Below are 22,759 nucleotides of genomic sequence, written 5' to 3'. Positions count from 1 at the left end.
AGCGTAGGGGCGGGACGCACGACGGTCACCCCGTTTTCCGCCGTGCAGCGCCGGTCCGGCGGGCCTCCGGACCGGCGGGCGCAGGAGGGGTGTCAGTGCCGGTGGTGGTTGTCGGGCTGGGCCGGGTCGCCGGGGTGTTCGAGGCCGGGGACGAGCGTGAGGCGGGTGGCCCGGGCATGGTCGAGCCAGCGGACGAAGGCGGCGCGGCGGGCGGCGGCGCGGACGGTCGCCGCGGGATCGGTGACGGGATCGGCAGCGGGATCGGCAGCCGGGCCCAGCCGGGCGGCGGTCCGGCCGCCCGCCGTGACCCAGGTACCCGGGGCGGCCGCACGCAGCGCGGCGGCCAGGGCGAGCGGGAGGGTCGCCGGGTCGGCCTCGCAGCTGCCGCCGTCCGGGAGGGCGAGGTGCCAGCCCGCGGGGGCCGGCCGCGGCCCGGTCATGGCGCGGTAGTGGGCGACGTCCTCGGGGGCGGGGAGCACGGCGGCGGTCACGGCCTCGAAGACCGCCCGGACGGCCGCGCTGCCCTCGTACGCGGCCGCGGTGACGGAGCCGAGTTCGACGGCGGCCTGTTGGTCGAGACGGGCCGGGCCGGCCCCGGGGCGCACGGACAGGCCGCGCTCGGCGGCCACCGCCTCGCACAGCGCCTCCGTCAGCAGCACCTGGGCCACCCAGCGCGCCAGTTGGCGGTCCTCCCCGCTGCCGGGCTGCGGCAGGGCGGCGGCCCTGGGCCCGGCCCGGAGGGCGGCCAGCCGGGCGTCGAGGGCGGTGCGCGGCAGCGGGCGGCCGTCGAGCAGGCCGAGCACCGGGGCGTCGGCGGGCGCGGTCACGGCTCGACCACCACCGCGACGGTGGGGGCGTACTGGCAGCGGCCGAACCACATCACCTTGGCGAGCGCCCAGTACGCGCCCGGGTCGGCGTCCTCGGGGGCGGTGAGGGCGAACTCCTCGACCGACTCGGCACCGGCCGCGAGGGTGAAGCCGCGGACCGGGGCGCCGATCGCCTCCCAGGTGCCCCAGGGCGAGACGAGTTGGAGTTCGCCGCGGATCTCGCCGCGGGTGCGGTTGGCGAGCCGGACGCCGAGGGCGGCCCGGCCGCCGGGGGCGACGCTCAGCGACTCCTCGACGGCGGTCACCGTGAGGCCCGTGTCGCGGCCCTCGGAACGCCCGGTGCCCTGGGCGGCGGTCCAGTCCTCGGGGATCTCGCCGGGAGCGGGCAACAGGCCAGGGAGCGTGCCGACGGCGAGGGTGACGACGTCCTCGATCTCCTGCCCGTCGTGGGCGATCCGCACCGCCGCGAAGTACAGGCCGGGCTCGACACCGGCGGGCGGGGTGAGGGTGACGGGGAAGCGCAGGTGGCCGCCGGCCTCCAGCCGGTAGGGGCGGCTGCGCAGGCTCACCGTCCAGCCCTCCGGCGCGTGCACGACGGCGTCGCCCTCGACGGCGGCGTCGCGCAGGTGGGAGGAGAGGGCGACGGAGAGCGTGACGGGCTCGCTGCCGGTCCGCAGCAGGCCGGGCGAGGCGCCGACCGAGACCGGCAGGTAGCCGAGCGGGGCGGGGCCCCGGTTGTGCAGCCAGTACCGGGCGTGCACGGGCTGGGCGGCCTCGGCGACGGCGCCGAGCACCGGCCGGTCGGACCGCACCGGGCGCTCCTGGTCCACCCGGTCCGGCCGGTCCACCGGGTCGGCCGGGTCGGCGGTCACGCCCGGGCGGGCCAGCAGGGTGACGATCTGCGAGCCGGCGAGCTCCAGGGCCGCCGGGCCGACGGGGGCCGGGCCGGCCGGGCCGTCCAGCGGTCGTTCCAGCAGGTCGGCCCGGTGCAGCCCGGTCAGGCCGAGGGCCCCGCCGAGCGTCGCGGTGCGGCCGAGCCCGGTGGATTCGACCAGCCTGACGGTGAGTTCACCGCCGACGGGCGCGGCCGAGCCGTGCGCGACCGGGTTGCCGGCCGGCTTGAGGGCGCCGAGCAGGACGTCGCGGGCCGGTTCGACCCGCAGCCACGAGAGTACGGCGGGCAGCGGGCCGTCCTGGGTTGGAGCAAGCCTGGCGTACAGCGGGTGGTTGAACTCCTGCCCCCGGGAGGGCAGTCGGAGGCTGCGCCAGTCGCCCTCGCCGGCCACCAGCGCGTAGTCGAACTCGTGCGTCCAGTGCTGGAGCTGGAAGGAGGCGCCGTCCGGGAGGGTTCGCCGCGGCGGGTCGATCCAGACGCCGGAGGGCCAGCCGGTGCAAGAACGCATCAACGAGAGGTGCAGGGCACCGGTGGTGTCGACGGCGAATCCGGGGAGGCCGTAGCTGAGCAACGCCACGGTTCGGTCCGCGAGTTGTTCGGAGGCCGGGACGGAGCCGGGGCAGACGGCGCCGATCCTGGCGTCGGCGAGGTCCTGCACCAGCACCGCGGGGTCGGTGACCACCAGGGCGGGCAGCGCACGGACGTCCCGCAGGTCGGCGCCGGGCTGCCAGACCTCGGCGAGCGGGGTCAGCGCGGGCACCCAGACGGCGCCGTGCGCCTTGAGGACGGCCGCGTACTCCCCGCCCGAACCCGAACCCGAACCCGAACCCGAGCCCGGGTCCGAGCCCGAGCCCGGACCCACGTCCACGCCCGAGTCCGCGCGCTCGATCAACTCCCGCGCCACCGGGTTGACTTCCGGCCCGCCGACGACGATCCGGAAGTCCGGCAGGTTGGAGTCGACGTCCAGCCAGCCGTACCGCGCCCAGTCGGCGCCGGAGGTGGTGGCGGTGACGCCGGCCCTGGCGAGGGCGACCACCAGATCACGGACGTCGGCCGCCGAGTCGAGGTCGGGGACGACCACCTCGGCCACGCCGAGCGCCCGTTCGCCGAGCGGCCGGCCCGACGGGTCGGTGAGCGCGACGCGCGCGGTGGCCCCGAGGCCGAACCAGGTGTTGGCGGGGTTGTCGAGCGTCCACGGCGCCTCGGCGGAGTCGACGTCGGGCAGCGCGAAGCCGCGCCCGACGACGGCGCCGGCGACGTCGCTGACCGGCAGCCCGCCGGGAAGGTCGACGGGGAAGCGCAGCCGCAGCAGCCGGTCGGCGCCGGAGTGGTCGAGCACCCGCGTCCGGCAGTCCACCCGGTCGAGCCCGTGCCACAGGGTGACGGTCTGCTCGTAGCGGATGCCGTCCACCGTGCCGCCGACGACCAGCCGTTCGCCGAGCGGGCCGGTCTCGCGCCGGACGTCGGCCGGCCGGTCGCCCGAGCCCAGCACCGGACCCTTGGGGACGAGGTGCCAGGGGCCTTCACCGAAGTCCGGGTGCTGGGGGTACTCCTCGTAGACCCGGAGCTCGTTGCCGATCCGGCCCCTGGCAATCAACTCCCGCCCATCAAAACGGTCATGAATGGACGTCAGGCCGCCACCGCGGGCCGGGTCGGCGGTGATCCGGTAGCGCGCGTTGGTGATGGTGCAGCCGTCGGCCACGGACCACGCCGTGTCCGGCTCCGCGGCCTCCGTAGCCTCCGCGGCCTCGGCGAGCCGCCAGGTCCGCCAGCCGAGCGCCGGCACGTCGGCGGCCAGGAACCGGAGCGTGCCCCGGTCGACGGTGCTGGGCACCTCAGCGCCGGCGTCGTCCAGCACCCGGACGGCCCGCCGCCCCGCCGGCAGCCGGACGGCGACCAGGTCGGTGCGGTCGAAGGAGAGCGTGTTGGTGACGACCACGGCCGTACCGGCACCCCCCGCACGGCCCGCCGTGACCACGTCGGCCGCACCCCGGCCGGCCGCACCGGCCCGCGCGCCCGCGCCCACCGTACCGATCCGGGCGGTCAGCGCGTCCAGCGCGCGGTCCCGGACGTCGGCGGCCAGGTCGTACGCCTCGCGCCAGCCGCCGAGCAGGTCCAGGTAGACCTGGTCGGACTCGGAGCCGGTGATCGCGTCGTGGTGGGCTCCGTAGGCGAGTTGGCGCCAGACCTTGTCCAGCGCGGCCGAGGGGTACCGCCCGAGCCCGTGCACCGCGGCGACGGTGGCGAGCTTCTCCGCGTCCAGGGCCGCCACCTCGGCCGCCCGCTGGGCCTGCTTGGTGTCGATGTAGGAGACGTCCTTGCCGGTGTAGACCGGGTTCATGTCGCGGGTCTGCGGGCTGGGCCGGCGGCCGTCCGCGGCCAGCTCGGCGCGGACGGCGTCCAGGAAGTCGCGCGGGGTGGCGCAGACGAACCGCGGCCAGAGGTACTTGGCGGCCCAGGAGCGGTGGATCGCGGTGACCCACTTGTTCGGCGGTGTGTAGTCGGTGCCGACCGGCAGCAGCAGGTTCCTGGTCGCGCCGACCGGCTTGAGCTTGCGGTACAGCTCGTGGACGGCCCGTTCGGCGGCGGCGAGGTCGGCGGAGGAGTCCATCCACCAGCCGGCCGAGTAGTGGTGCGGCATGTAGTGGGTGAGCACGCCGTCGCCGGAGGGCGCGATCCACTCGAACTCGCTCGGGAACTGCATCACCCGGGCGTCGTCCTTGGCCTCGCGGAAGTTCTTCTGGATCGGGCCCCACTGGTGGAACGGGCCGCGGGCCCAGGCGCTGCCGGTGAGCCCGGCGGCGGCCAGGTGCCCGGGGAACTGCGGGTCGTGGCCGAAGACGTCGAGCTGCCAGGCCGTCCGCGGGTCGCCGCCGAGGATGTCGCGCTGGTACCCGATGCCGTGGACGATGTTGCGGATGGTGGTCTCGGCACCGGTGAGATTGGTGTTGGGCTCGTTGTAGGTGCCGCCGACCAGTTCGACCTGGCCGCGTTCCAGCAGCCGCCGCAGGGTCTCGCGCCGCTCCGGGTGCTGGTCGAAGTAGGGCTTGAGGTAGTCGACTTCGGCGAGGACGAACTTGTACACCGGGTCGCGCAGGGCGAGGTCCAGGTGGGCGTCGACGAGGGCGAAGCCGTTGCGCTCCCAGAGCGGCCGGGTGGTGGCATCGGCGGAGAGCAGCTCCCACGGCGAGGTGTAGGCGGCCTGGGTGTTCCACCAGACCGGGTCGTAGTGGAAGTGCGAGACCATGAACATCGTCCAGCCGGGCTCGGCGACCTCGACGACGCCCTCGGCCCGGGCGCCGTCGGCGTCCACCAGGACGGGCACCCGCGTGCCCGGCGCCGGTCCGCTGATCTCCAGGGGTACTTCGACCGTCCCCGTGCCGGCCGCCTCGCCGCGTACCCCGGGGCCGGTGACGGTGATCCGGGCCGCGGGCGGGCCGTCGAGGGTCACCCGCAGCAGCTGGCGCGGTGCGTCCTCGGGGCCGGTGAAGAGGTCGGTGCTGTCGACGGCGGTGATGGTGACCGACACGGGGCTGGTCCTTTCAGCGGGTGCGGCGCGTTACGCGCCCCAGGCCTCGAACTCGTAGACGCGGGCGGCGGGGTCGGTGGTCTGGGTGGGCTTGGTGACGACCAGCCGGACGTAACGGGCCGTGGCGGTGACCGGGTGGGTGGTGGTGCCGGCGGTGTTGCCGGTGACGGTCGCGACGGTGCTCCAGGCGTCACTGGTGGAGTTGCGCACCTGGATGCTGAAGTCGCGGGTGTTGAAGGAGGCGCTCTCGCCGCCCGCCGACGCGTGCTTGACCACGAACTTGGTCAGCGGCTTGGCCGAACCGAGGTCCACCTCCAGCCACTTGGCCGAGCCGGTGGTGCACCACTTGTCGCCGTTGCCGCCGTTCACGGTGCCGTTGACGGCCTTGGCCGCCGTCTCGTTGGCGTTGCACTGGCCGGAGGCGGTGGCGGGCCGGTTCAGTGCGAGGTTCCCGCCGGTGGGCGGGGTGCCGGTCCAGGAGACGGTGGTGCTGGCGGCGGTGGAGCGGCCGTACTCGGTGGAGACCGCCTCGACGTCGATCGTCGTGCCGGCCTCGGTGCCCGCCCGGTCGAGCTTGTTGACGAAGTACGCGTCGGACGGGGTGGCGCCGAGGTACGTCCGGGTGCCGTCGGCGCCCAGCCGGTACAGCTCGTAGTGGTGGACGGCGGCGCCGCCCGTCGGGGCCGTCCAGGAGAGCCGCAGCGACTGACTGGAGCCGGCCACGACATCGCTCGCGCCGAGCACGGTGAGGCCGGTGGGGGCACCCGGTGCGTCCACCGCGCCGTCGTAGACGGCGAGCTGGCCGATCCGGATGTCGTAGGCCGGGCTGGAGCCCTCGGCCCGCAGGCCGATCTGGGCGATGGTGCGGCCGGAGTAGGCGGAGAGGTCCAGGGTGTGCCGCTCCCACCCGGTGCCGGAGTTGGCGCCCAGGTCGAGCGTGGTGAAGCTGTTCGGCGCGTCGGTGAAGGAGATCGCCGCCTTCAGTCCGGTCGCCCCGGCGGCCGGGGTCTTCAGCACCAGCGACAGTTTGCTGTCCGACGCCACCGGCAGCCTGCTCTGGTAGAGCCGGACGGTGTTGGCGGCGTCCAGGGTGCCGCTCAGGCGCAGCGAGGAGCCGCCCTCGTAGGCGTCGGTGAAGTCGACGGACGGGGTGAGCCGGCTGCCGGTGGAGCTGACCAGCCAGCGGTAGGTGGGCGGGACGTCCTGGAGCGAGAGGTTGTTCCAGCCGCCGGTGGCGGTCCGGGTGCCGGCCGTGTTCCAGAAGTCGCCCTGGCCGGTGGAGAAGTTGGTGACGAAGGGCTTGGCAGTGATCGGCGAGGACTCCGCGACGTACGTCGCGAGGCCCTTCCAGCCGGCGGAGGTCGTGGTGTTGGAGGGGTCGCTGTTGGCGCCCACCCAGTAGCGGGCGTCCTTGGCGTAGAAGTCGGCGCGGTCGGTGGCGGACTTCCACGTCCACTCGGGGCGGTAGAGGCCGAGCGAGGTGGTGTGCGGCCGACCGGCCGGGAAGAGCGCGTTCCAGTCGACGCCCGTGTTGTAGCCGTTGGCCTCGGTGTCGATGCCGGAGTAGAGGTCGTACTCGCCGCGGCCGAGGCCGCGGGCCAGCGTGCGGGACGAATCCAGGCCGCCGGCACTCCAGTTGAAGTTCAGGAACATCGAGTCGGAGGTGCGCCTGGCGCCCTCCTGGAGGAAGGAGTCGTTGGCGGGGGTCAGCGCGTTCTGCCAGTTCACCGAGCCGGACTCGGTCATGGCGTCGTACCACATGAACTCGGTGCCGCTCTGGGCCCTGGTGTACTGCATCAGGTTGCGGACTTCGCCGGCGAGCGCCGAATCCCCGCCGCCGGTCTCCTGGTTGATGAACCAGCCGTCGAAGCCGTAGTACTGGGCGGCCTGGGTGAGCTTGTCGGCGACGGGGTAGCGGGTGCCGGACTTCTGGACGAAGTCGCGCACCCACTGGAGCTGGCCGCCGTACGCGGCGGGCGGGAAGAAGACGGTGCCGTACACCTTGACGCCGTTGCGGTGGGCGGCGTCGATGACGGTCGGGTTGGGGGCGAGGATCAGGCCCTCGCCGGCCGATCCGCCCCAGAAGACCAGCTTGTCGACGTACTGCCAGTAGCCGAAGGCGTAGTAGTTGGGGTCGGCGGATCCCTGGGAGGGGTTGTTGGAGGTCGGCCCGAAGGAGACCAGCGAGGCCACTTTGCCCTCGCCGGCCCGGGCGTTGGGGTTGGCCTTGAGGGCGGGGTCACTGGTGCGGGGCTGGAGCGGTACCCGCGAGCGGTTGAACCGGGCGTCCGGATCGGTGGCCGGGTCCCAGTTCAGGATGCTGTTCGGGTACCAGTACGAGGCGTAGGGCTGGGTGCCGGGGGCGGCAGTGGCGGGGGCCGGTGCGGGGGCGGCCGTGACGTCGGCGTGGGCGGCGGGGGCGGCGCCCAGGACGGCGGCCCCGAGGGCGGCGCTGAGCAGCAACGGGAGGCGTCGTGACATGCGGTGGCTCCGATCGGGCGGAGGAGGGTGGGGGTGCGGGCCGCCCGCTCGGGGCGGCCCGGGTACCGGCATGGGTGGCGCTGTGCAGGTGGCGCTGTACGGGTGGCGCTGTACGGGTGGCGCTGTGCAGGTGGACGCGGCGCGGCCGGCGGTGCGGGAGCGCGGCGCGGGGGTGGGGGCGCGGTGCGGGAGCGCGGTGCGGAGCGGCGTGCGGGTGCGTGCGGACGGCCGCGAGCCGGACCGTCCGAAAGGGCATGCGTGGGGGCAGCGGTGTGCGGCTCCCGCCGGGCGTGGTGCGGTGCCCGGCCGTGCAGGAACGGCGCCCGCGGCACCGGCGGGCCGCACCGGGCACGAACGCTCCGCGCGGCCGGCGGCGGGCCGCGGGCGGCCCGCCGGCTCCCGCCCGCGGTGGTGCGCCGAGCGGGAGTCGCTCGGCGCAGCGAGGCTAAACCGGTTCAGAGGTGCTGTCAACGGTGCCGGCGGAGGCCACCCCCACCGGTGAATCCGCCACCGCCCGATCGACGGCGGGTGCCTCCACGGACGGACGGGCCGCCGCCGGACCGGCCGCCGCCCGTCCGGTAGCCGCCGGACCGGCCCCCGGCGGATCGCCCCCCGCCGGACCGCTCCCCGGCGGCGAGGTGGACTCGCGCACGGTCAGCCGCGGGGTCGGCATCTGCAGGTCCCGCCCGGGCCCGGCGTCGTCGATCACCGCGAGCAGGCTCCGGGCGACCTGCTCGCCGAGGGCGAAGGTGTCCCGGCTGAGCGCGGTGAGCGGCGGGTGGACGATCCGGGCGAGCACCGAGTCGTCGAAGGAGACGATCGACAGCTCGCCGGGCACCGCGACGCCCATCTCGCCGGCCACGCCGAGGCCGGCCACCGCCATCACGTCACTGTCGTAGACGATCGCGGTGGGCCGCCGGGGGCGGGAGAGCAGGGTGCGGGTGGCGGCGGCGCCCTCGGCGTCGCTGAAGTCGGTCGGCACCGAGACCGCCTCCTCCAGGCCGAGCCGCCGGGAGGCGTCGCGCAGCGCCCGGATCCGGCGCTGGGTGTGCTGGAAGTGCGGCAGCCCGGCCAGGTGGGCGATCCGCCGGTGACCGATCGCGGCCAGGTAGTCGACGATCGAGAGCATCGCCTCCCGGTCGTCGGCCCAGATCCGCAGCGGACCGGTGCCCTTGCCGGGGCCGCCCAGGACGACGGCGGGTGCGCCGAGCTCCTCCAGCACGGCCAGCCGCGGGTCGCGCAGCTGCAGATCGACCACGATGAAGCCGTCGACGCGGTGCTCCGACGTCCAGCGCCGGTAGACCTCGATCTCGGCCGCGGTGTCCTCGACCACCATCAGGTGCAGGGCCACCGAGTGCGCGGAGAGCACGCCCTGGAGGCCGGAGAGCAGTTGGCTGAAGAACGGCTCGACGCCGATGGTCCGGGCCGGGCGGGCAATCACCAGGCCGACGGCGTCGGCCCTGGCTCCGCCGAGGGCGCGGGCGGCACTGTGCGGCCGCCAGTTCATCTCCTCGGCGACCCGGAGAATCCGGGCCCTGGTCGCCTCGCTCACCCCGGGGCGCCCGTTGAGCGCGAATGACACCGCGCCCTTGGAGACACCTGCCTGGCGGGCGATGTCGGCGATGGTCGGTCTGCCCACAGGTTCCGACTCCTCTCTTGACATCCAAGTTTAGGCGGGAGCATAGTCCCTGCAACAGCTAGACCGGTTTAGTAAGCCAGGTTCTGAAACCCAGCGCAATCCCCGCAGCATCCCTCCACCCACCCCCCTGGACCGGGAGACCCTCATGCGAAGAATCTGGGCGGCAGTGACGACGGCGGCGGTCGCCGCCAGCGTGCTCACCGGGTGCGGACTAGGCTCCGACACCAAGAGCGACGACACCGCGGCGAGTGCGGCCGCCACCGGCGAGGTCAAGGGCAAGGTCTCGCTCCAGACCTGGTCGCTCAAGCCGAAGTTCACCGACTACGTGCAGGGCGTGATCGACGGCTTCAAACAGAAGTACCCGGGCGTCGAGGTCGATTGGCTCGACCAGCCCGGCGACGGCTACTCCGCGAAGGTGCTCAGCCAGGCCGCGGCCGGCACCCTGCCCGACGTGGTCAACCTCCCGCCGGACTTCGCCCTCCCGCTGGCGAAGCAGAACCTGCTGCTGGACGTCGCCAAGGCCGACCCGAAGCTGGCCGACGAGTACGTGGCCGGCGGCATCGACGCCTACCGCTTCACCGGCCAGGACGGCACCTACGGCTACCCCTGGTACCTCAACACCGACGTCAACTACTGGAATGCCGAGCTGCTCACCAAGAACGGTCTGGATCCGCACAAGCTCCCCGGAAGTCTCGACGAACTCATCGCCCAGGCAAGGGTGATGAAGGAGAAGTCGGGCGGAGAGACCTACCTGATGAGCCGCAAGCCGGGGCTCGGCGACCTCGTCGACGCCGGCGTCCGGGTGATGGCCGAGGACGGCAAGTCCTTCACCTTCAACACCCCCGAGGCCGCCGCCCTGCTGGACAAGTACCGCGACGCGTTCAAGGAGGGCCTGCTGCCGAAGGACGTCCTGACCAACACCTACGTCGGCAACTCCAAGCTCTTCAACGCCGGGACGGCGGCCTGGACGACCGGTGGCGGCAACCTCATCACCAGCCTCGCCGTCGACAACCCCACCCTCGCCCCGAAGATGGTCTCCTCCGCGGCCACCGGCACCCCGCCGCTGTACGTGCAGGGGCTGTCCATCCCGAAGAGCACCAAGAACCCGGCCGCGGCGGTGGCCCTGGCCCGCTGGGTCACCAGCCCGGAGAACCAGGCCAAGTTCGCCCACCTGACCAGCATCTTCCCGTCCACCAAGGCCTCCGCGGGCGACCCGTTCTTCAGCCGGAGCGACGGCACCAACGCCGGCGACGCCAAGGTGGTCGCGTTCACCTCGCTGGCCAAGGCGAAGATCGTCCAGCCGGTCCAGGTGGACGACGCGATGAGCACGATCATCAACCAGCAGATCGCCCTGGCGATCAGCGGGGACGCGAGCTCCCAGCAGGCCCTGAACACCGCCGTCGAGCGCTGCAACCAGCTGCTCAAGGGCTGACGGCCCCGCCGGAGCCGGTACCGGCCGCCCGGCCGCCCGGCGGCCCCACCGAGGGGGTTCCCCGCCCCCGGACCCCCGACCCCCGGGGGCCGGGGAGCCCCCTCGGCCCCGGGCCGCCCCCGGGCCCACCCACCCCCGGACCCCGAGGCGGACCCCCGAGGCGGACCCCGGGGCAGCACGCCCGAGGCAGGCCCCCGGAGATGCAGGCCCACCCCCGGGGCCGCCGCCCGCCGGGCACGACCCGCACCACCCCCAGGAAGGCCACACAATGACCCACCGGCGTTGGTTCACCCCCTGGCTGCTGGCCGGGCCCGCGATCGTCTGGCTGGCCGTCTTCAACCTCTGGCCGGCCGCCAACACGGTGATCCTGTCGTTCACCAACGCCAAGCCCCTGGGCGGCGGGCACTTCACCGGCCTCGCCAACTACGAGCGGATACTCGACGACGACCAGCTGGCCGACGCCCTCCTCAACAGCATCGTCTACCTGCTGATCTGCCTGCCGCTGCTCACCGTCCTGCCACTGCTGCTCGCCCTGCTCGTCCAGCGCAGGCTGCCCGGCATCACCTTCTTCCGCACCGCCTTCTACACCCCCGTCGTCGCCTCCGCCGTCGTGGTCGCGCTGATCTGGGGCTGGGCGCTCGACGACCGCGGCCTGGTGAACGGCGTGCTCCGGCAGAGCGGGCTCACCGACACCCCGGTCGACTTCCTCACCGACCGCTGGCTGCTGCTGCTCAGCGCCATCGCCCTGACCACCTGGAAGGGCCTCGGCTACTACATGGTGATCTACCTGTCGGCGCTGGCCAACGTCGGCCGCGAGCTGCACGAGGCCGCCGCCGTGGACGGTGCGAGCGCCGTCCGCCGCTTCTGGCACGTCACCCTGCCCGGGGTGCGGCCCACCATGGTGCTGATCTCGGTGCTGATCTCGGTCTCCTCGCTGCGCGTCTTCTCCGAGCTGTACGTGCTCTCCAACGGCACCGGCGGCCCCGGCGGCCGGGACATGTCGGTGGTGATGCTGATCCAGATGTACAGCCGCGGCTTCACCGGTCACCTGGGCTACGCCTCCGCGCTCAGCCTGCTGCTGTTCGTCATCACCCTCGGCCCGATGCTGCTGCTGACGCGCCTCAACCGGAAGGCGGCCTGACCATGACCCCGACCGTCGCACCGGCGCCGCCCGCCGACACCGCCCGGGCAGCCGGCCCGCCCCGGCGCCGGGCCCGGAGCTTCAACACCGCCACGCCCGCCCAGCTCGCACTGCGCTACCTGCTCCTGGTCCTGGTGCTGCTGCTGGTCGTCGGCCCCTTCCTCTGGCAGCTCTCCACCTCGCTCAAGGGCCCCGACGAGGACATCTACACCAGCACGCCGCGGTTCTTCCCGGAGGACCTCACCTTCGCGAACTACGCCAAGGTCGCCGACACCATCCCGGTGTGGACGTACGCGGCCAACTCGCTGATCGTCGCCGCCATCGCGATCTTCGGCAACGTGGTCGGCTGCACGCTCGCCGGCTACGCCCTCGCCAAGCTGCGCTTCCGCGGCGCCCGGCTGCTGCTCGGCCTCTTCCTGGCGACCCTCGTCCTCCCCGGCGAGGCCACCGTGGTCTCCCAGTACGTGACGGTGCGCGGCCTCGGCCTGGCCGACACGTTGGCCGGCGTCGCCCTGCCCGGCGCGCTCGCCATGCTCAACGTGCTGCTGATGCGGACCGCCTTCGCCGCCGTGCCGCCCGAACTCGACCAGGCCGCCCTGGTGGACGGCGCCAACGTCTGGCAGCGGCTCTGGCACGTCGGCCTGCCGAACGTGCGCGGCATGCTCAGCGTGATCGTCATCTTCACCTTCATCGGCGCCTGGGACGACTTCCTCTGGCCGCTGATCGTGCTCAACGACCCGCAGAAGTACACCCTCACCGTCGGCCTGCAGTACCTCAACGGCACGTTCACCGCCAACCCCCGGCTGATCGCCGCCGGCACCATGATCGCCTTCCTGCCGATCGTCCTGGTGTTCGCCGTCTGCCAGCGCTTCTTCTTCCGCGGCGTCGAGGAGGGAGCCGTCAAGGGATAGCCGCCGCCCCGTCAGCACCGCACCCACCGAGGAAGCCCCGAGGATGACCGCCGCCCAGCACCCCGCCCCCCGCGCGCCGCGCTTCGGCGTCAACTACACCCCGACCGCCGGCTGGTTCCACCACTGGCTCGACTTCGACCTCGACGCCGTCCGCGCCGACCTCGACTCGATCGCCGGCCTCGGCCTGGACCACGTCCGGGTCTTCCCGATCTGGCCGGTCTTCCAGCCGAACCGCACCCTGGTCCGCCCGCGCGCCGTCGAACAGCTCACCGCCCTGGTCGACGCCGCCGGCGAGCGCGGGCTGGACGTCGCCGTCGACGGCCTCCAGGGCCACCTGTCCAGCTTCGACTTCCAGCCCTCGTGGACGCAGACCTGGCACCGGCGGAACCTCTTCACCGACCCGGACGTGCTGGACGGGCAGGCCGAGTACCTGCGCACCCTCGCCGCGGCGCTGCACGGGCGGCCCAACTTCCTGGGCATGACGGTCGGCAACGAGGTCAACCAGTTCTCCGGCGAGCCGCACCCCGACCCGGACCGGGCCGACCCCGGGCAGGTGGACGCCTGGCTGCGCCGGATGCTCGCCGCCTGCGAGCAGGGCGCGCCCGGCGGGCTCCACCTGCACGCCTCCTACGACGCTGCCTGGTACCTCGACGAGCACCCGTTCACCCCCTGGCACTCGGCCCGGATCGGCGCCGCCACCGCCGTGCACTCCTGGGTGTTCAACGGCACCGCGCAGCGCTACGGTGCGCACTCCACCGCCACCGCCCAGCACGCCGCCTACCTGGTCGAGCTCTCCAAGGCCTGGGCGGACGACCCGCACCGCCCGGTCTGGCTGCAGGAGGTCGGCGCGCCCGCCCCGCACATCACCGCCGGGGACGCCGCCCGCTTCACCGGTGACACGGTGGCCGCCGTGCTGGACTGCCCGGACCTCTGGGGCGTCACCTGGTGGTGCTCGCACGACGTGGACCGCGCGCTGGCGGACTTCCCCGAGCTGGAGTACAGCCTCGGCCTGCTGACCACCGGCCGCCGGGTGAAGCCCGCCGGTGCCCGGATCGCCGCCGCCGCCCGGGAGGTACGGGCCGGCTGGCAGCCGCCGCCTGCGCGCACCACCGCCGTGGTGGTCGCCACCGGCGACGAGGTCACCTCGCCGAAGCGGTCGGTCTGCGCCCCCGGCGGCGCCGTCTTCGAGGCGTTCATGCGGCTGGCCGCGGACGGCGCCCGGCCGACCACCGTGCTGGCCGAACGCGCGGGCGACGCCGCCCACCTGGCCGCGCGCGGGATCACCGAGGTGGTCCACCCGTACGACGTACCCTGACGACCACCCCGCCGACCGCCCACCTCGGCAACCACCCGCCCCGGTGACCGTCCTGACGACCACCCCGACGCCCCTCACGATCACCGCCGACGATCACCGCCCACCCTCTCAGTACCGCAACGGAGCCCGCTGACATGCACGATGACCGCAGCCTGGTCGAGTCCCGTCTCAAGCGCGTCCTGGACGAGCGCATCCGCCCGGCGGTGTACCCCGCCGCCGTCCCGCTGGAGGTGTCGGTCTGGACGGCTCCCGGCGAGCCCGTCCCGGTCGCGGAGGGCCTGGCCGCGCCGCGCACCCCGATCGCCGTCGGGGACGCCTGGGGAGCGCCCTGGGGCACCAGTTGGATCACCGTCACCGGCACGGTGCCCGAGGCCTGGGCCGGGCGGACGGTCGAGGCGCTGATCGACCTCGGTTTCGACGCCAACATGCCCGGCTTCCAGTGCGAGGGCCTGGTCTACCGCCCGGACGGCACCCCGGTGAAGGGCCTCAACCCGCAGAACCAGTGGGTGCGGATCGCCGCCCCGGCGGCCGGCGGCGAGCAGGTCGAGCTGCACGTCGAAGCCGCCTCCAACCCGGTCATCCTCGACTACCACCCCTTCCTGCCCACCGAGTTGGGCGACAAGGAGACTGCCGGGGCCGAACCGCAGTACAAGCTGGCCCGGATGGACCTCGCCGTCTTCGACGAGACGGTCTGGCAGCTCGTCCTCGACCTGGAGGTGCTCGGCGAGCTGATGGCGGAGCTGCCGGTCGACGGCGCCCGTCGCTGGGACGTGCTGCGGGCCGTCGAGCGGGCCCTGGACGCGATCGACCTCCAGGACGTCAACGGCACCGCCGCGGCCGCCCGCGTGCAGCTCGCCGAGGTGCTGGCCGCGCCCGCGGCGCCGTCCGCGCACCGGATCAGCGCCGTCGGCCACGCGCACATCGACTCGGCCTGGCTCTGGCCGCTGCGCGAGACCGTCCGCAAGGTCGCCCGGACCACCGCCAACATGACGGCGCTGCTGGAGGACGAGCCGGACTTCGTCTACACCATGTCCCAGGCGCAGCAGTTCGCCTGGATCAAGGAGCACCGGCCCGAGGTGTACGCGCGGGTCAAGAAGGCCGTCGCCGAGGGCCGCTTCGTCCCGGCCGGCGGGATGTGGGTGGAGTCCGACACCAACATGCCCTCCTCGGAGGCGATGGCCCGTCAGTTCGTGCACGGCAAGCGGTTCTTCCTGGAGGAGTTCGGGATCGAGAACGAGGAGGCCTGGCTCCCCGACACCTTCGGCTTCACCGGCGGGCTGCCCCAGGTGATCCGCAACGCGGGCTCCAAGTGGCTGCTGACGCAGAAGATCTCGTGGAGCCAGGTCAACAAGTTCCCGCACCACACCTTCCTCTGGGAGGGCATCGACGGGACGCGGATCTTCACCCACTTCCCGCCCGTGGACACCTACAACTGCTCCATGAAGGGCAGCGAGATCGCCCACGCGGCACGCAACTTCAAGGACAAGGGAGTCGCCCGGCACTCGATCGCGCCGACCGGCTGGGGCGACGGCGGCGGCGGCACCACCCGCGAGATGGTCGCCAAGGCCGCCCGGCTGCGGGACTTGGAGGGCTCCGCCACCGTCCGCTGGGAGCGGCCCGCGGAGTTCTTCGCGAAGGCCGAGGCCGAGTACCCGCAACCGCCGGTCTGGGTCGGCGAGTTGTACCTCGAACTGCACCGGGCCACGCTGACCAGCCAGGCCCGGACCAAGCAGGGCAACCGGCGCAGCGAGAGCCTGCTGCGCGAGGCCGAGCTGTGGTGCGCCACCGCCGCGCTGCGCACCGGGCTCCGCTACCCGTACCAGGAGCTGGACCGGATCTGGAAGACGGTGCTGCTGCACCAGTTCCACGACATCCTGCCCGGCTCGTCGATCGCCTGGGTGCACCGCGAGGCGGAGGCCACCTACGCCGGGCTCGCCGCCGAGCTGGACGCCCTGATCGGCGCGGCGCAGCAGGCCCTCGCCGGGGACGCCGCGGGCGGGCGTGAACTGGCCTTCAACGCGGCCCCGCACCGGCGCACCGCGGTACCGGCCGGCGGAGCCCTGGCGGTCGCCGCACCGGACGGACCGCGCTGCACCGTCGGCGCACGGCCGGAGGGCGGCTTCGTGCTGGCCAACGGCCTGCTGTCGGTGACGGTGGACGGTGACGGCCTGGTGGTCTCGGTGGTCGACCTGGCCACCGGCCGGGAGACGGTGGCCCCCGGCACCCGGGCCAACCTGCTCCAGCTGCACCCCGACTTCCCGAACATGTGGGACGCCTGGGACGTGGACCAGTTCTACCGCAACACCGTGACCGACCTGACCGCCGCCGACTCGGTGACGGTCTCCCTCGACGCGCCGGACGCCGCGGCCGTCCGGGTGGCCCGCTCCTTCGGCTCGTCCACCGTCGTCCAGACGCTCACCCTGCACGCCGGGGAACGGCGGCTGGACATCGACACCGAGGTGGACTGGCACGAGACCGAGAAGTTCCTCAAGGCGGCCTTCCCGCTCGACGTGCACACCGAGCGGTACGCCGCCGAGACCCAGTTCGGCCACCTGTACCGGCCCACCCACACCAACACCAGCTGGGAGGCCGCCAAGTTCGAGGCCTGCAACCACCGCTTCGTCCACCTGGACGAGCCCGGCTGGGGCGTCGCCCTGGTCACCGCCTCCACCTACGGCCACGACGTCACCCGGACGGTCCGCGCGTCGGACGGCGGCACCACCACGACGGTGCGGTTCTCGCTGCTGCGCGCCCCGCGCTTCCCCGACCCGCGGACCGACCAGGGCCTGCACCGGTTCCGGCACGCCCTGGTGCCGGGCGCCGGGATCGCCGACGCCGTCCGCGAGGGCTACCGGATCAGCCTGCCCGAGCGGCGGGTCACCGGCTCCGTGGACGCGGTGCGGCCGCTGGTGGAGCTGGACGAGGACGCGATCGTGGTCAGCGCCGTCAAGCTCGCCGACGACGGCAGCGGCGATCTGGTCGTCCGCGTCTACGAGGCGCACGGCGGCCGCGCCCGGGGCCGGCTCGGCACCTCGTTCCCGCTGGCCGGCGCGGTGCCCTGCGACCTGCTGGAGCGGCCGTGGGACGGCACGCGCGGCGAGGTCGTGCCGGACGGCGACGGCGTGACGCTCGCGCTGCGGCCGTTCGAGCTGGTCACGCTGCGGCTGACGCCCGCCGCGGGCTGACGGCGGGGCGGGCGTCGGCCCGCGCCGGGCCGGGTGGGGCGGGGCCCCCGCCCGGCCCGTGCCCCGCCCGGCCTACCCTGCTGACTGATCCTGCCCGTCTGCCGCCTCACCGCTCCGGAGCACACCGCCATGACCGTCCCCCCGTCCGCCGCCCCGCTGTTCGCCGCCCTCGACATCGGCGGGACGAAGATCGCCGGGGCGCTCGTCGACCCGGCCGGAGCGCTCACCCACCGGATCCAGCTCCCCACCCCGGCGCAGGAGTCCGGCGCCGCCGTGCTCGCCGTGGTGCACCGGGTGCTGGACCACCTGGCCGCCGCCCCCGAGTGGGGCGCGGTCGGCGCGGTCGGCATCGGCAGCGCCGGCCCGGTGGACCTCGTCCACGGCACCGTCAGCCCCGTCAACATCCCCGGCTGGCGCGCGTTCCCGCTCACCGCCGAGGTCTCCGCGCACCGGGCCGTCGACGGGCTCCGCGTCGCCCTCGCCGGGGACGGCGTCGCGATGGCCGCCGCCGAACACTGGCGCGGCGCGGCCCGCGGCGCCGACAACGCGCTCTGCCTGGTCGTCTCCACCGGTGTCGGCGCCGGCCTGGTGCTCGACGGAGCCGTCCGCCCCGGCCCCAGCGGCAACGCCGGCCACCTCGGCCACATCACCGTCGACCTCGACGGCGCGCCCTGTCCGTGCGGCTCGCGCGGCTGCCTGGAGGGCATCGCCAGCGGCACGGCCATCGCCCGCCACGCCCTCGACCTGGGGTGGCTGCCCACCGGGGAGGACCGCTCCGCGCGCGCGGTGGCGGCCGACGCGCAGGCCGGCCACCCCGTCGCCCTGGCCGCCTTCGACCGGGCCGCCCGGGCGCTGGCCGCCGGCATCGCCGCCACCGCCGCGCTGGCCGACCTCCGCCGGGTGGTGATCGGCGGCGGGGTCGCCGCCGCCGGCGCCGTGCTCTTCGACCCGCTCGCCCGCCACCTGGACCAGTACGCCGCGCTGCCCTACATCCGCGGGCTCGACGTCCGCCGCGCCGAACTCGGCACCGACGCCGGCCTGATCGGCGCCGCGGCACTCTGCCGCTGACCTCCCACCGGAGCTCCCGCATGCCCGCACCCGCCCGGCCCCCGTCCCCGGCCCTTCTGCCCCCGGCCGCCGTGCCGGCGTTCGCGCTGCTCGCCAACCCGGTGCGCGACTACGCGTGGGGCTCCGTCACCGCCCTCCCCGCGCTCACCGGCACCGCGCCGACCGGCGCGCCGCAGGCCGAGCTCTGGATGGGCGCCCATCCGTCCGCACCGTCCGTGCTCGACGACGGGCGCGGCCCGCGGCCGCTGGACCACCTGATCGCCGACGCCCCGGCGGCCTACCTCGGACCGGCCACCGTGGGGCGGTTCGGCCCCCGGCTGCCCTTCCTCCTCAAGGTGCTCGCCGCCGACCGGGCCCTCTCCCTCCAGGTCCACCCCACCCGCGCGCAGGCCGAGGCCGGGTGGGCGGCCGAGGAGGCCCGCGGCATCCCGCCGACCGCCCCGCACCGGGTCTTCAAGGACCGCGACCACAAACCCGAACTGATCTGCGCCCTGGGCGATTTCGAGGCGCTCTGCGGGTTCCGCCCGGCCGCCGGCACCGCCGCGCTGCTCGACGAACTCGACGTCCCGCTGCTCGCCCCGTGGGCCGGCGCCCTGCGGCACCGGCCCGCCGAGGACGTCCTGCCCGCGCTGCTGCGGCACACCCTGGACGACGTCCGCCCCGGCCCGGCCGACCTCGTCGCCGTGACCGACGCGCTGCACCGCACCGCCGCGGGCGGCGGCCCGTTCGCCGGTGCCTGCGCCGCGTACGCGCGGGCCGCCCGCGACTACCCGGGCGATCCCGGGCTGGTCGCCGCGCTGCTGCTCAACCATGTCCGGCTCACCGCCGGCCAGGCGCTGTACCTGGACGCCGGCGTGCCGCACGCGTACCTGCGCGGGGTGGGCGTGGAGCTGATGGCCAACTCGGACAACGTCCTGCGCTGCGGCCTGACCGCCAAGCACGTCGACGTGGACGGCCTGCTCGCGGTGACGTCCTTCCGCACCGGCGAACCGCCCGTCCGCACCGCCGAACCGGTGACCGGCCGCAGCGGGATCGAGCACCGGTACCCCTCCCCCGCCGCCGAGTTCGGGCTCTCCGTGCTCCGCCCCACCGCCACCCCGGTCCGGGTCGACCTCGCCGGCGCGCCGCAGATCCTGCTCTGCACCGCCGGCCGGGCGCGCCTGCGCACCGCCGACGGCGCCACCCTCGACCTCGGCCCGGGCCACTCCGCCTACCTGCCCCCCACCACCACCCCCGTCCAGCTCACCGGCCCGGCCGCCCACCTCTTCCGCGCCACCACCGGCGCCTGACCCCGCCTGCCGGGCGCCGGGCCCGTCCACTTCCGGGCCCGCCCGCGCCGGCTCGGCGGCCGGGGCCTCGCGGGGCTCCGCCGGGCCGGCGCCCACCTGCGGCGCCGGCCCGGCGGGAACGCCCGGGCGCCGCTCCGATGGTGCGTCCCGGGCGGAGCCCCGGTGTCAGTGCGGCGCGGCGGTCGGCTCCGTTGCCGCCGCCGGCACCACTGATCCTGGTGTTGTCACTCCTGTGCATGTGGCCGATGCCGCCAGCGTCGTCGGTGCCGGCATCGGCGCCGCCGTCAGCGCGCCGCGGTGCGGAAGCGTCTGCGCGTACGGTGGGCCGGGACGGCCGGACCGGTGCCGCGCGGGACCTTCACCGGCAGCCGCTGGGACGGTGCCGGGGACAGCTGCCCGGCCGGGGCCGTGCCCGGCGCGAACGCTTCGAGAAACCGTCGCTCGGACGGGCTGAGGGTGCGGGAGCGGCCGGAATCCCGGTCCCGGGCGACCACCACGGTGCGCGCCCGCATATAGGTGTGCGGATCGCGGCAGACATTCACCTCGACGTGCGCGGAACTCCGCCCCAGCCGTTCCACGCTCAGCCGTACGAGCAATGGCTCGGGCCGGTGGTGGAGCTGCTCCAGGTAATCGATCTCGTGCCGGGCGATGATGAATCCGGACGGGAAAAGGGATTCCCGGACGGCGACCGCGTGGTGGCGGAAGAGGTCGTAGATCCCCTCCTGGACGTACGAGACCAGCCGGACGTTGTTGATGTGTCCGTTCTCGTCGACGTCACTCCACCGGGTGGGGCAGGTCAGGACGTGCGCGTTGGGGTTCGGCGCGCTCACTGCTTCTTCAGCCCGGCGTCGCCCTGGCCGGCGGCCGCGGCGGGCAGCAGCGCCCGCTGCAAACGGGCGTAGTAGACGGCGTGTTCGGTGGCCATCCGGGCGGCGGTCCAGCCCTCCTCGGCGGCCTCGGCCGCGGCCTGGACGACCAGGCTGTCGAGCACCCCGTCGACGGCGCGGCACAGCTCGGCCACCGCCGCCAGGCGCTCGGGGACGTCGGCCCCCTCGGCGCCGCCGCGGGCCGGGAACGCCGCGAGCGAGTCCACGGCGAGGCGCAGCTCGTCCACGTCGCCCGAGCGGATTTCCGAAAGGCAATTACGCATGGTTTTCCTCCGAAAGGAATACGACTTTTGTCGGATGCGTTCGAATACGCCGGAGCGGCTCAGTCGCGGATCGCGTACCCCCCGGCGCAACGGACGCTATCCCAGCCCGGCCACGTCATCGCAGGTTTACGGATCCTCGGGGGAAACTGCCCACCATTGGAGTAGTTTGCCGGAGTATAAAATCTGCCGCATCAGCCGGATGCGCCTCCGCGGCCGCCGGACGGGGCCGCCGTGGCGATCCGACGGGGCGACCCGCCGGGGCGGGCCCTCCGGTCAGCCGCCGCCCCAACTCGTCCACCACCGGGCCTTGTACAGCTGTGTGCCGCGCAACGCGCGCACGCCGTCGGGCCCGTGGAGCGTCAGCACGGACGTGCACCAGGTGCAGGGGCCGGCGTGGTCGGGGGCCACGGTGAGCAGCCGCCCGGTGCCCGGCTCGTCACCGACGCTCTTCAGGTCCTGCTCGTCGGCGCCGGTGCCGAGCCGCACCCGGGTGAAGCCGCCACCCTCCGGGTCGACCTGCCACAGGTGCGCGGCGGTGCTCACCCAGAACCGGCCGGGCGCGGCCAGCACCGGCGCGAGGTCGTGCCCGCCCGGCTCCGGCAGCGGCAGCGACCGGACGGCGGTGAGGACGGGCACCGCCGGCGTGCCGGACACCCGCAGGGCCGTGAGCGTGTCGTCGCCGACCGCCCAGAGCAGCCCGGTGCGCCCGTCCCGGTGCACGCCGTGCGCCCCGGGCAGCCGGTACTCGGCGTGGGCGGTGGCCCGCGGCCCCTGCGAGGCGGCGTAGACCCGGACCCACCCGCCGGTGCTGGCCACCACGGCCACGTTGCCGTCGGGGAGCAGCTCGGCGCTGTGCGGGTTGGCCGCGCCGCCGACGTCCGCCGCCCAGGCGGTGCGGCCGGTCGCGGTGTCGACGGCGGCCACCAGCCCGCCGGAGGCGGTGGTGAGCAGGTACCGGCGGCCGGCCCTGGTCCGGCTCTTCGCCTCGTCCGGCTGCGACCAGCTGTGCGCCGGGGAGAGGTCGGCGAGGTCCGGCGCCCGGTCGGCGCTCCAGGACCACACCACGGGCAGCCGGCCGGGCCCCCGGTAGGCCATCAGTTCCGCGGCACTCTGCAGGACGAGGACGCTCCGGGAGCCCTGGTCCACCACCACGACCGCCCAGCCCGGCCGCACCACCCCGGCCGCACCGGCCGGGCCGGCCGGCACCCCGAGCCCGAGTGCCACCAGCACCGGCACCACCGCCGCCCGCAGCGCGCGCATGCACCCGTCCCTCCGTCGTCCCGCCCGGGCTCCACGACCCGGGCTCCACCGTCCGGGCTCCACCGTGCGGGGCGGCCGGCCGCGCGGCCAGCGGATGCGCCCGGACGGCCGACGCCGTCGCCGGACCGGTTCGACACCGGCCCGCCCCGTCGGTGAGACTGCCCCGGTGCTGCTGACGTACATCGCGGAGATCGCCGACGAACCCCTGCTGCTGGAGCCCACCGACCGGTACCAGGAGGTCGAGACCAACACCTGGTGGCTGAGCACCGAGGACGCGGACCGGCGGTCGCTGTCCGTCCCCGAGGTGGTGGCCGCCTTCGAACGGACGGCGGACGCCCTGCGCGCCCGCGTGCACGCCGCCGGCCACTCCGGAGCGGCGACCTTCTACGTCTGGCACGACGAACAGGCCGACCAGCTGCGCTGCTCCACCGGCTCGGTGGACGGCACGGAGCTGCCGTTCGACGGCGCGCACCTGCCGTCCGACGACCTCGCGCCGGTCGTCGCCGGCTACCTGGCGAACCGCCCGGCGGGGCCCGCCGTCCCGGTCGGGCCGGCCCCGGACGGCAGCCCCGAACCCGAGGCCGACCTCCCGCCCCTCCTGGTCTGGGTGCGCAGCATCGGAACGCCCGCCCCCTGA

15 protein-coding genes are annotated in these 22,759 nt (G+C 74.6%); 8 read left to right on the top strand and 7 right to left on the bottom strand.

Going from position 1 to position 22,759, the window contains the following annotated elements; genetic code table 11:
* Nucleotides 1-92: 92 nt before the first annotated feature.
* The 4 genes from OH807_RS35310 to OH807_RS35295 all read right to left on the bottom strand — a co-directional run bounded on the left by OH807_RS35310 (nt 93) and on the right by OH807_RS35295 (nt 9,371).
* Complete coding sequence (locus tag OH807_RS35310; RefSeq protein WP_406207657.1) at nt 93-827, bottom strand: hypothetical protein; 735 nt, start codon at nt 825-827, stop codon at nt 93-95.
* Nucleotides 824-5,251: an NEW3 domain-containing protein gene (locus OH807_RS35305; RefSeq protein WP_406207654.1), complete on the bottom strand. Its 4,428-nt coding sequence runs from the start codon at nt 5,249-5,251 to the stop codon at nt 824-826. Before OH807_RS35305 ends, OH807_RS35310 begins: the two co-directional genes overlap by 4 nt.
* 30 nt (nt 5,252-5,281) lie before the next feature.
* Nucleotides 5,282-7,732 carry an endo-beta-N-acetylglucosaminidase gene (locus OH807_RS35300; protein WP_406207652.1) on the bottom strand — a complete coding sequence of 817 codons (2,451 nt, stop codon included), beginning with the start codon at nt 7,730-7,732 and terminating at the stop codon, nt 5,282-5,284.
* Nucleotides 7,733-8,177: 445 nt separating this feature from the next.
* Nucleotides 8,178-9,371 carry a LacI family DNA-binding transcriptional regulator gene (locus tag OH807_RS35295; RefSeq protein ID WP_406207650.1) on the bottom strand — a complete coding sequence of 398 codons (1,194 nt, stop codon included), beginning with the start codon at nt 9,369-9,371 and terminating at the stop codon, nt 8,178-8,180.
* Between the two features lie 145 nt (nt 9,372-9,516).
* Here OH807_RS35295 and OH807_RS35290 point away from each other — a divergent pair, with 145 nt between their 5' ends.
* The 7 genes from OH807_RS35290 (at nt 9,517) to manA (ending at nt 19,712) form a co-directional block, all read left to right on the top strand.
* The gene (locus OH807_RS35290; protein WP_406207647.1) at nt 9,517-10,803 is read left to right on the top strand and encodes an ABC transporter substrate-binding protein; all 1,287 of its coding nucleotides are present in this window, start codon (nt 9,517-9,519) and stop codon (nt 10,801-10,803) included.
* 268 nt (nt 10,804-11,071) lie between these two features.
* On the top strand, nt 11,072-11,944 hold the full coding sequence (locus tag OH807_RS35285; RefSeq protein ID WP_406207644.1) for a carbohydrate ABC transporter permease: 873 nt from the start codon (nt 11,072-11,074) through the stop codon (nt 11,942-11,944).
* Between the two features lie 2 nt (nt 11,945-11,946).
* Nucleotides 11,947-12,855, top strand: a complete 909-nt coding sequence (locus OH807_RS35280; RefSeq protein WP_406207641.1) for a carbohydrate ABC transporter permease — start codon at nt 11,947-11,949, stop codon at nt 12,853-12,855.
* A gap of 43 nt (nt 12,856-12,898) precedes the next feature.
* On the top strand, nt 12,899-14,170 hold the full coding sequence (locus OH807_RS35275; RefSeq protein WP_406207638.1) for a glycosyl hydrolase: 1,272 nt from the start codon (nt 12,899-12,901) through the stop codon (nt 14,168-14,170).
* Nucleotides 14,171-14,304: 134 nt separating this feature from the next.
* Nucleotides 14,305-17,355 carry an alpha-mannosidase gene (locus OH807_RS35270; RefSeq protein WP_406207636.1) on the top strand — a complete coding sequence of 1,017 codons (3,051 nt, stop codon included), beginning with the start codon at nt 14,305-14,307 and terminating at the stop codon, nt 17,353-17,355.
* Between the two features lie 129 nt (nt 17,356-17,484).
* The gene (locus OH807_RS35265; protein WP_406207634.1) at nt 17,485-18,423 is read left to right on the top strand and encodes an ROK family protein; all 939 of its coding nucleotides are present in this window, start codon (nt 17,485-17,487) and stop codon (nt 18,421-18,423) included.
* Nucleotides 18,424-18,443: 20 nt separating this feature from the next.
* The gene (gene manA / locus OH807_RS35260; RefSeq protein WP_406207631.1) at nt 18,444-19,712 is read left to right on the top strand and encodes a mannose-6-phosphate isomerase, class I; all 1,269 of its coding nucleotides are present in this window, start codon (nt 18,444-18,446) and stop codon (nt 19,710-19,712) included.
* Nucleotides 19,713-19,996: 284 nt separating this feature from the next.
* Here manA and OH807_RS35255 read toward each other — a convergent pair whose 3' ends face one another.
* From OH807_RS35255 to OH807_RS35245, 3 genes are all read right to left on the bottom strand, one after another.
* Nucleotides 19,997-20,542, bottom strand: coding sequence for an acyl-CoA thioesterase (locus OH807_RS35255; RefSeq protein WP_406207628.1), 546 nt, complete (start codon nt 20,540-20,542; stop codon nt 19,997-19,999).
* Nucleotides 20,539-20,862, bottom strand: a complete 324-nt coding sequence (locus OH807_RS35250; RefSeq protein WP_406207625.1) for a hypothetical protein — start codon at nt 20,860-20,862, stop codon at nt 20,539-20,541. The genes OH807_RS35255 and OH807_RS35250 overlap by 4 nt, the downstream gene beginning before the upstream one ends.
* A gap of 273 nt (nt 20,863-21,135) precedes the next feature.
* Nucleotides 21,136-22,122 (bottom strand): DUF6528 family protein, encoded by a 987-nt coding sequence (locus tag OH807_RS35245; RefSeq protein WP_406207622.1) that lies wholly within the window; start codon nt 22,120-22,122, stop codon nt 21,136-21,138.
* A 166-nt stretch (nt 22,123-22,288) separates the two neighbouring features.
* On the opposite strand from OH807_RS35245, the gene OH807_RS35240 reads away from it, so the two are divergent.
* Nucleotides 22,289-22,759 (top strand): hypothetical protein, encoded by a 471-nt coding sequence (locus tag OH807_RS35240; RefSeq protein WP_406207620.1) that lies wholly within the window; start codon nt 22,289-22,291, stop codon nt 22,757-22,759.

Source organism: Kitasatospora sp. NBC_01560, assembly GCF_045208415.1.
Taxonomy (GTDB): Bacteria; Actinomycetota; Actinomycetes; order Streptomycetales; family Streptomycetaceae; genus Kitasatospora.
The sequence above is the reverse complement of the archived record's forward strand: the minus strand, read 5'-3'. Positions and strand labels throughout refer to the sequence as shown.

What these genes read in the sequence shown, in the direction of transcription:
- OH807_RS35265 (WP_406207634.1), top strand. Translation starts at nt 17,485, where the DNA reads ATGACCGTCCCCCCGTCCGCCGCCCCGCTGTTCGCCGCCCTCGACATC.
- OH807_RS35285 (WP_406207644.1), top strand. Translation starts at nt 11,072, where the DNA reads ATGACCCACCGGCGTTGGTTCACCCCCTGGCTGCTGGCCGGGCCCGCG.
- OH807_RS35270 (WP_406207636.1), top strand. Translation starts at nt 14,305, where the DNA reads ATGCACGATGACCGCAGCCTGGTCGAGTCCCGTCTCAAGCGCGTCCTG.
- OH807_RS35245 (WP_406207622.1), bottom strand. Translation starts at nt 22,122, where the DNA reads ATGCGCGCGCTGCGGGCGGCGGTGGTGCCGGTGCTGGTGGCACTCGGG.
- OH807_RS35290 (WP_406207647.1), top strand. Translation starts at nt 9,517, where the DNA reads ATGCGAAGAATCTGGGCGGCAGTGACGACGGCGGCGGTCGCCGCCAGC.
- OH807_RS35280 (WP_406207641.1), top strand. Translation starts at nt 11,947, where the DNA reads ATGACCCCGACCGTCGCACCGGCGCCGCCCGCCGACACCGCCCGGGCA.
- OH807_RS35250 (WP_406207625.1), bottom strand. Translation starts at nt 20,862, where the DNA reads ATGCGTAATTGCCTTTCGGAAATCCGCTCGGGCGACGTGGACGAGCTG.
- OH807_RS35300 (WP_406207652.1), bottom strand. Translation starts at nt 7,732, where the DNA reads ATGTCACGACGCCTCCCGTTGCTGCTCAGCGCCGCCCTCGGGGCCGCC.
- manA (WP_406207631.1), top strand. Translation starts at nt 18,444, where the DNA reads ATGCCCGCACCCGCCCGGCCCCCGTCCCCGGCCCTTCTGCCCCCGGCC.
- OH807_RS35275 (WP_406207638.1), top strand. Translation starts at nt 12,899, where the DNA reads ATGACCGCCGCCCAGCACCCCGCCCCCCGCGCGCCGCGCTTCGGCGTC.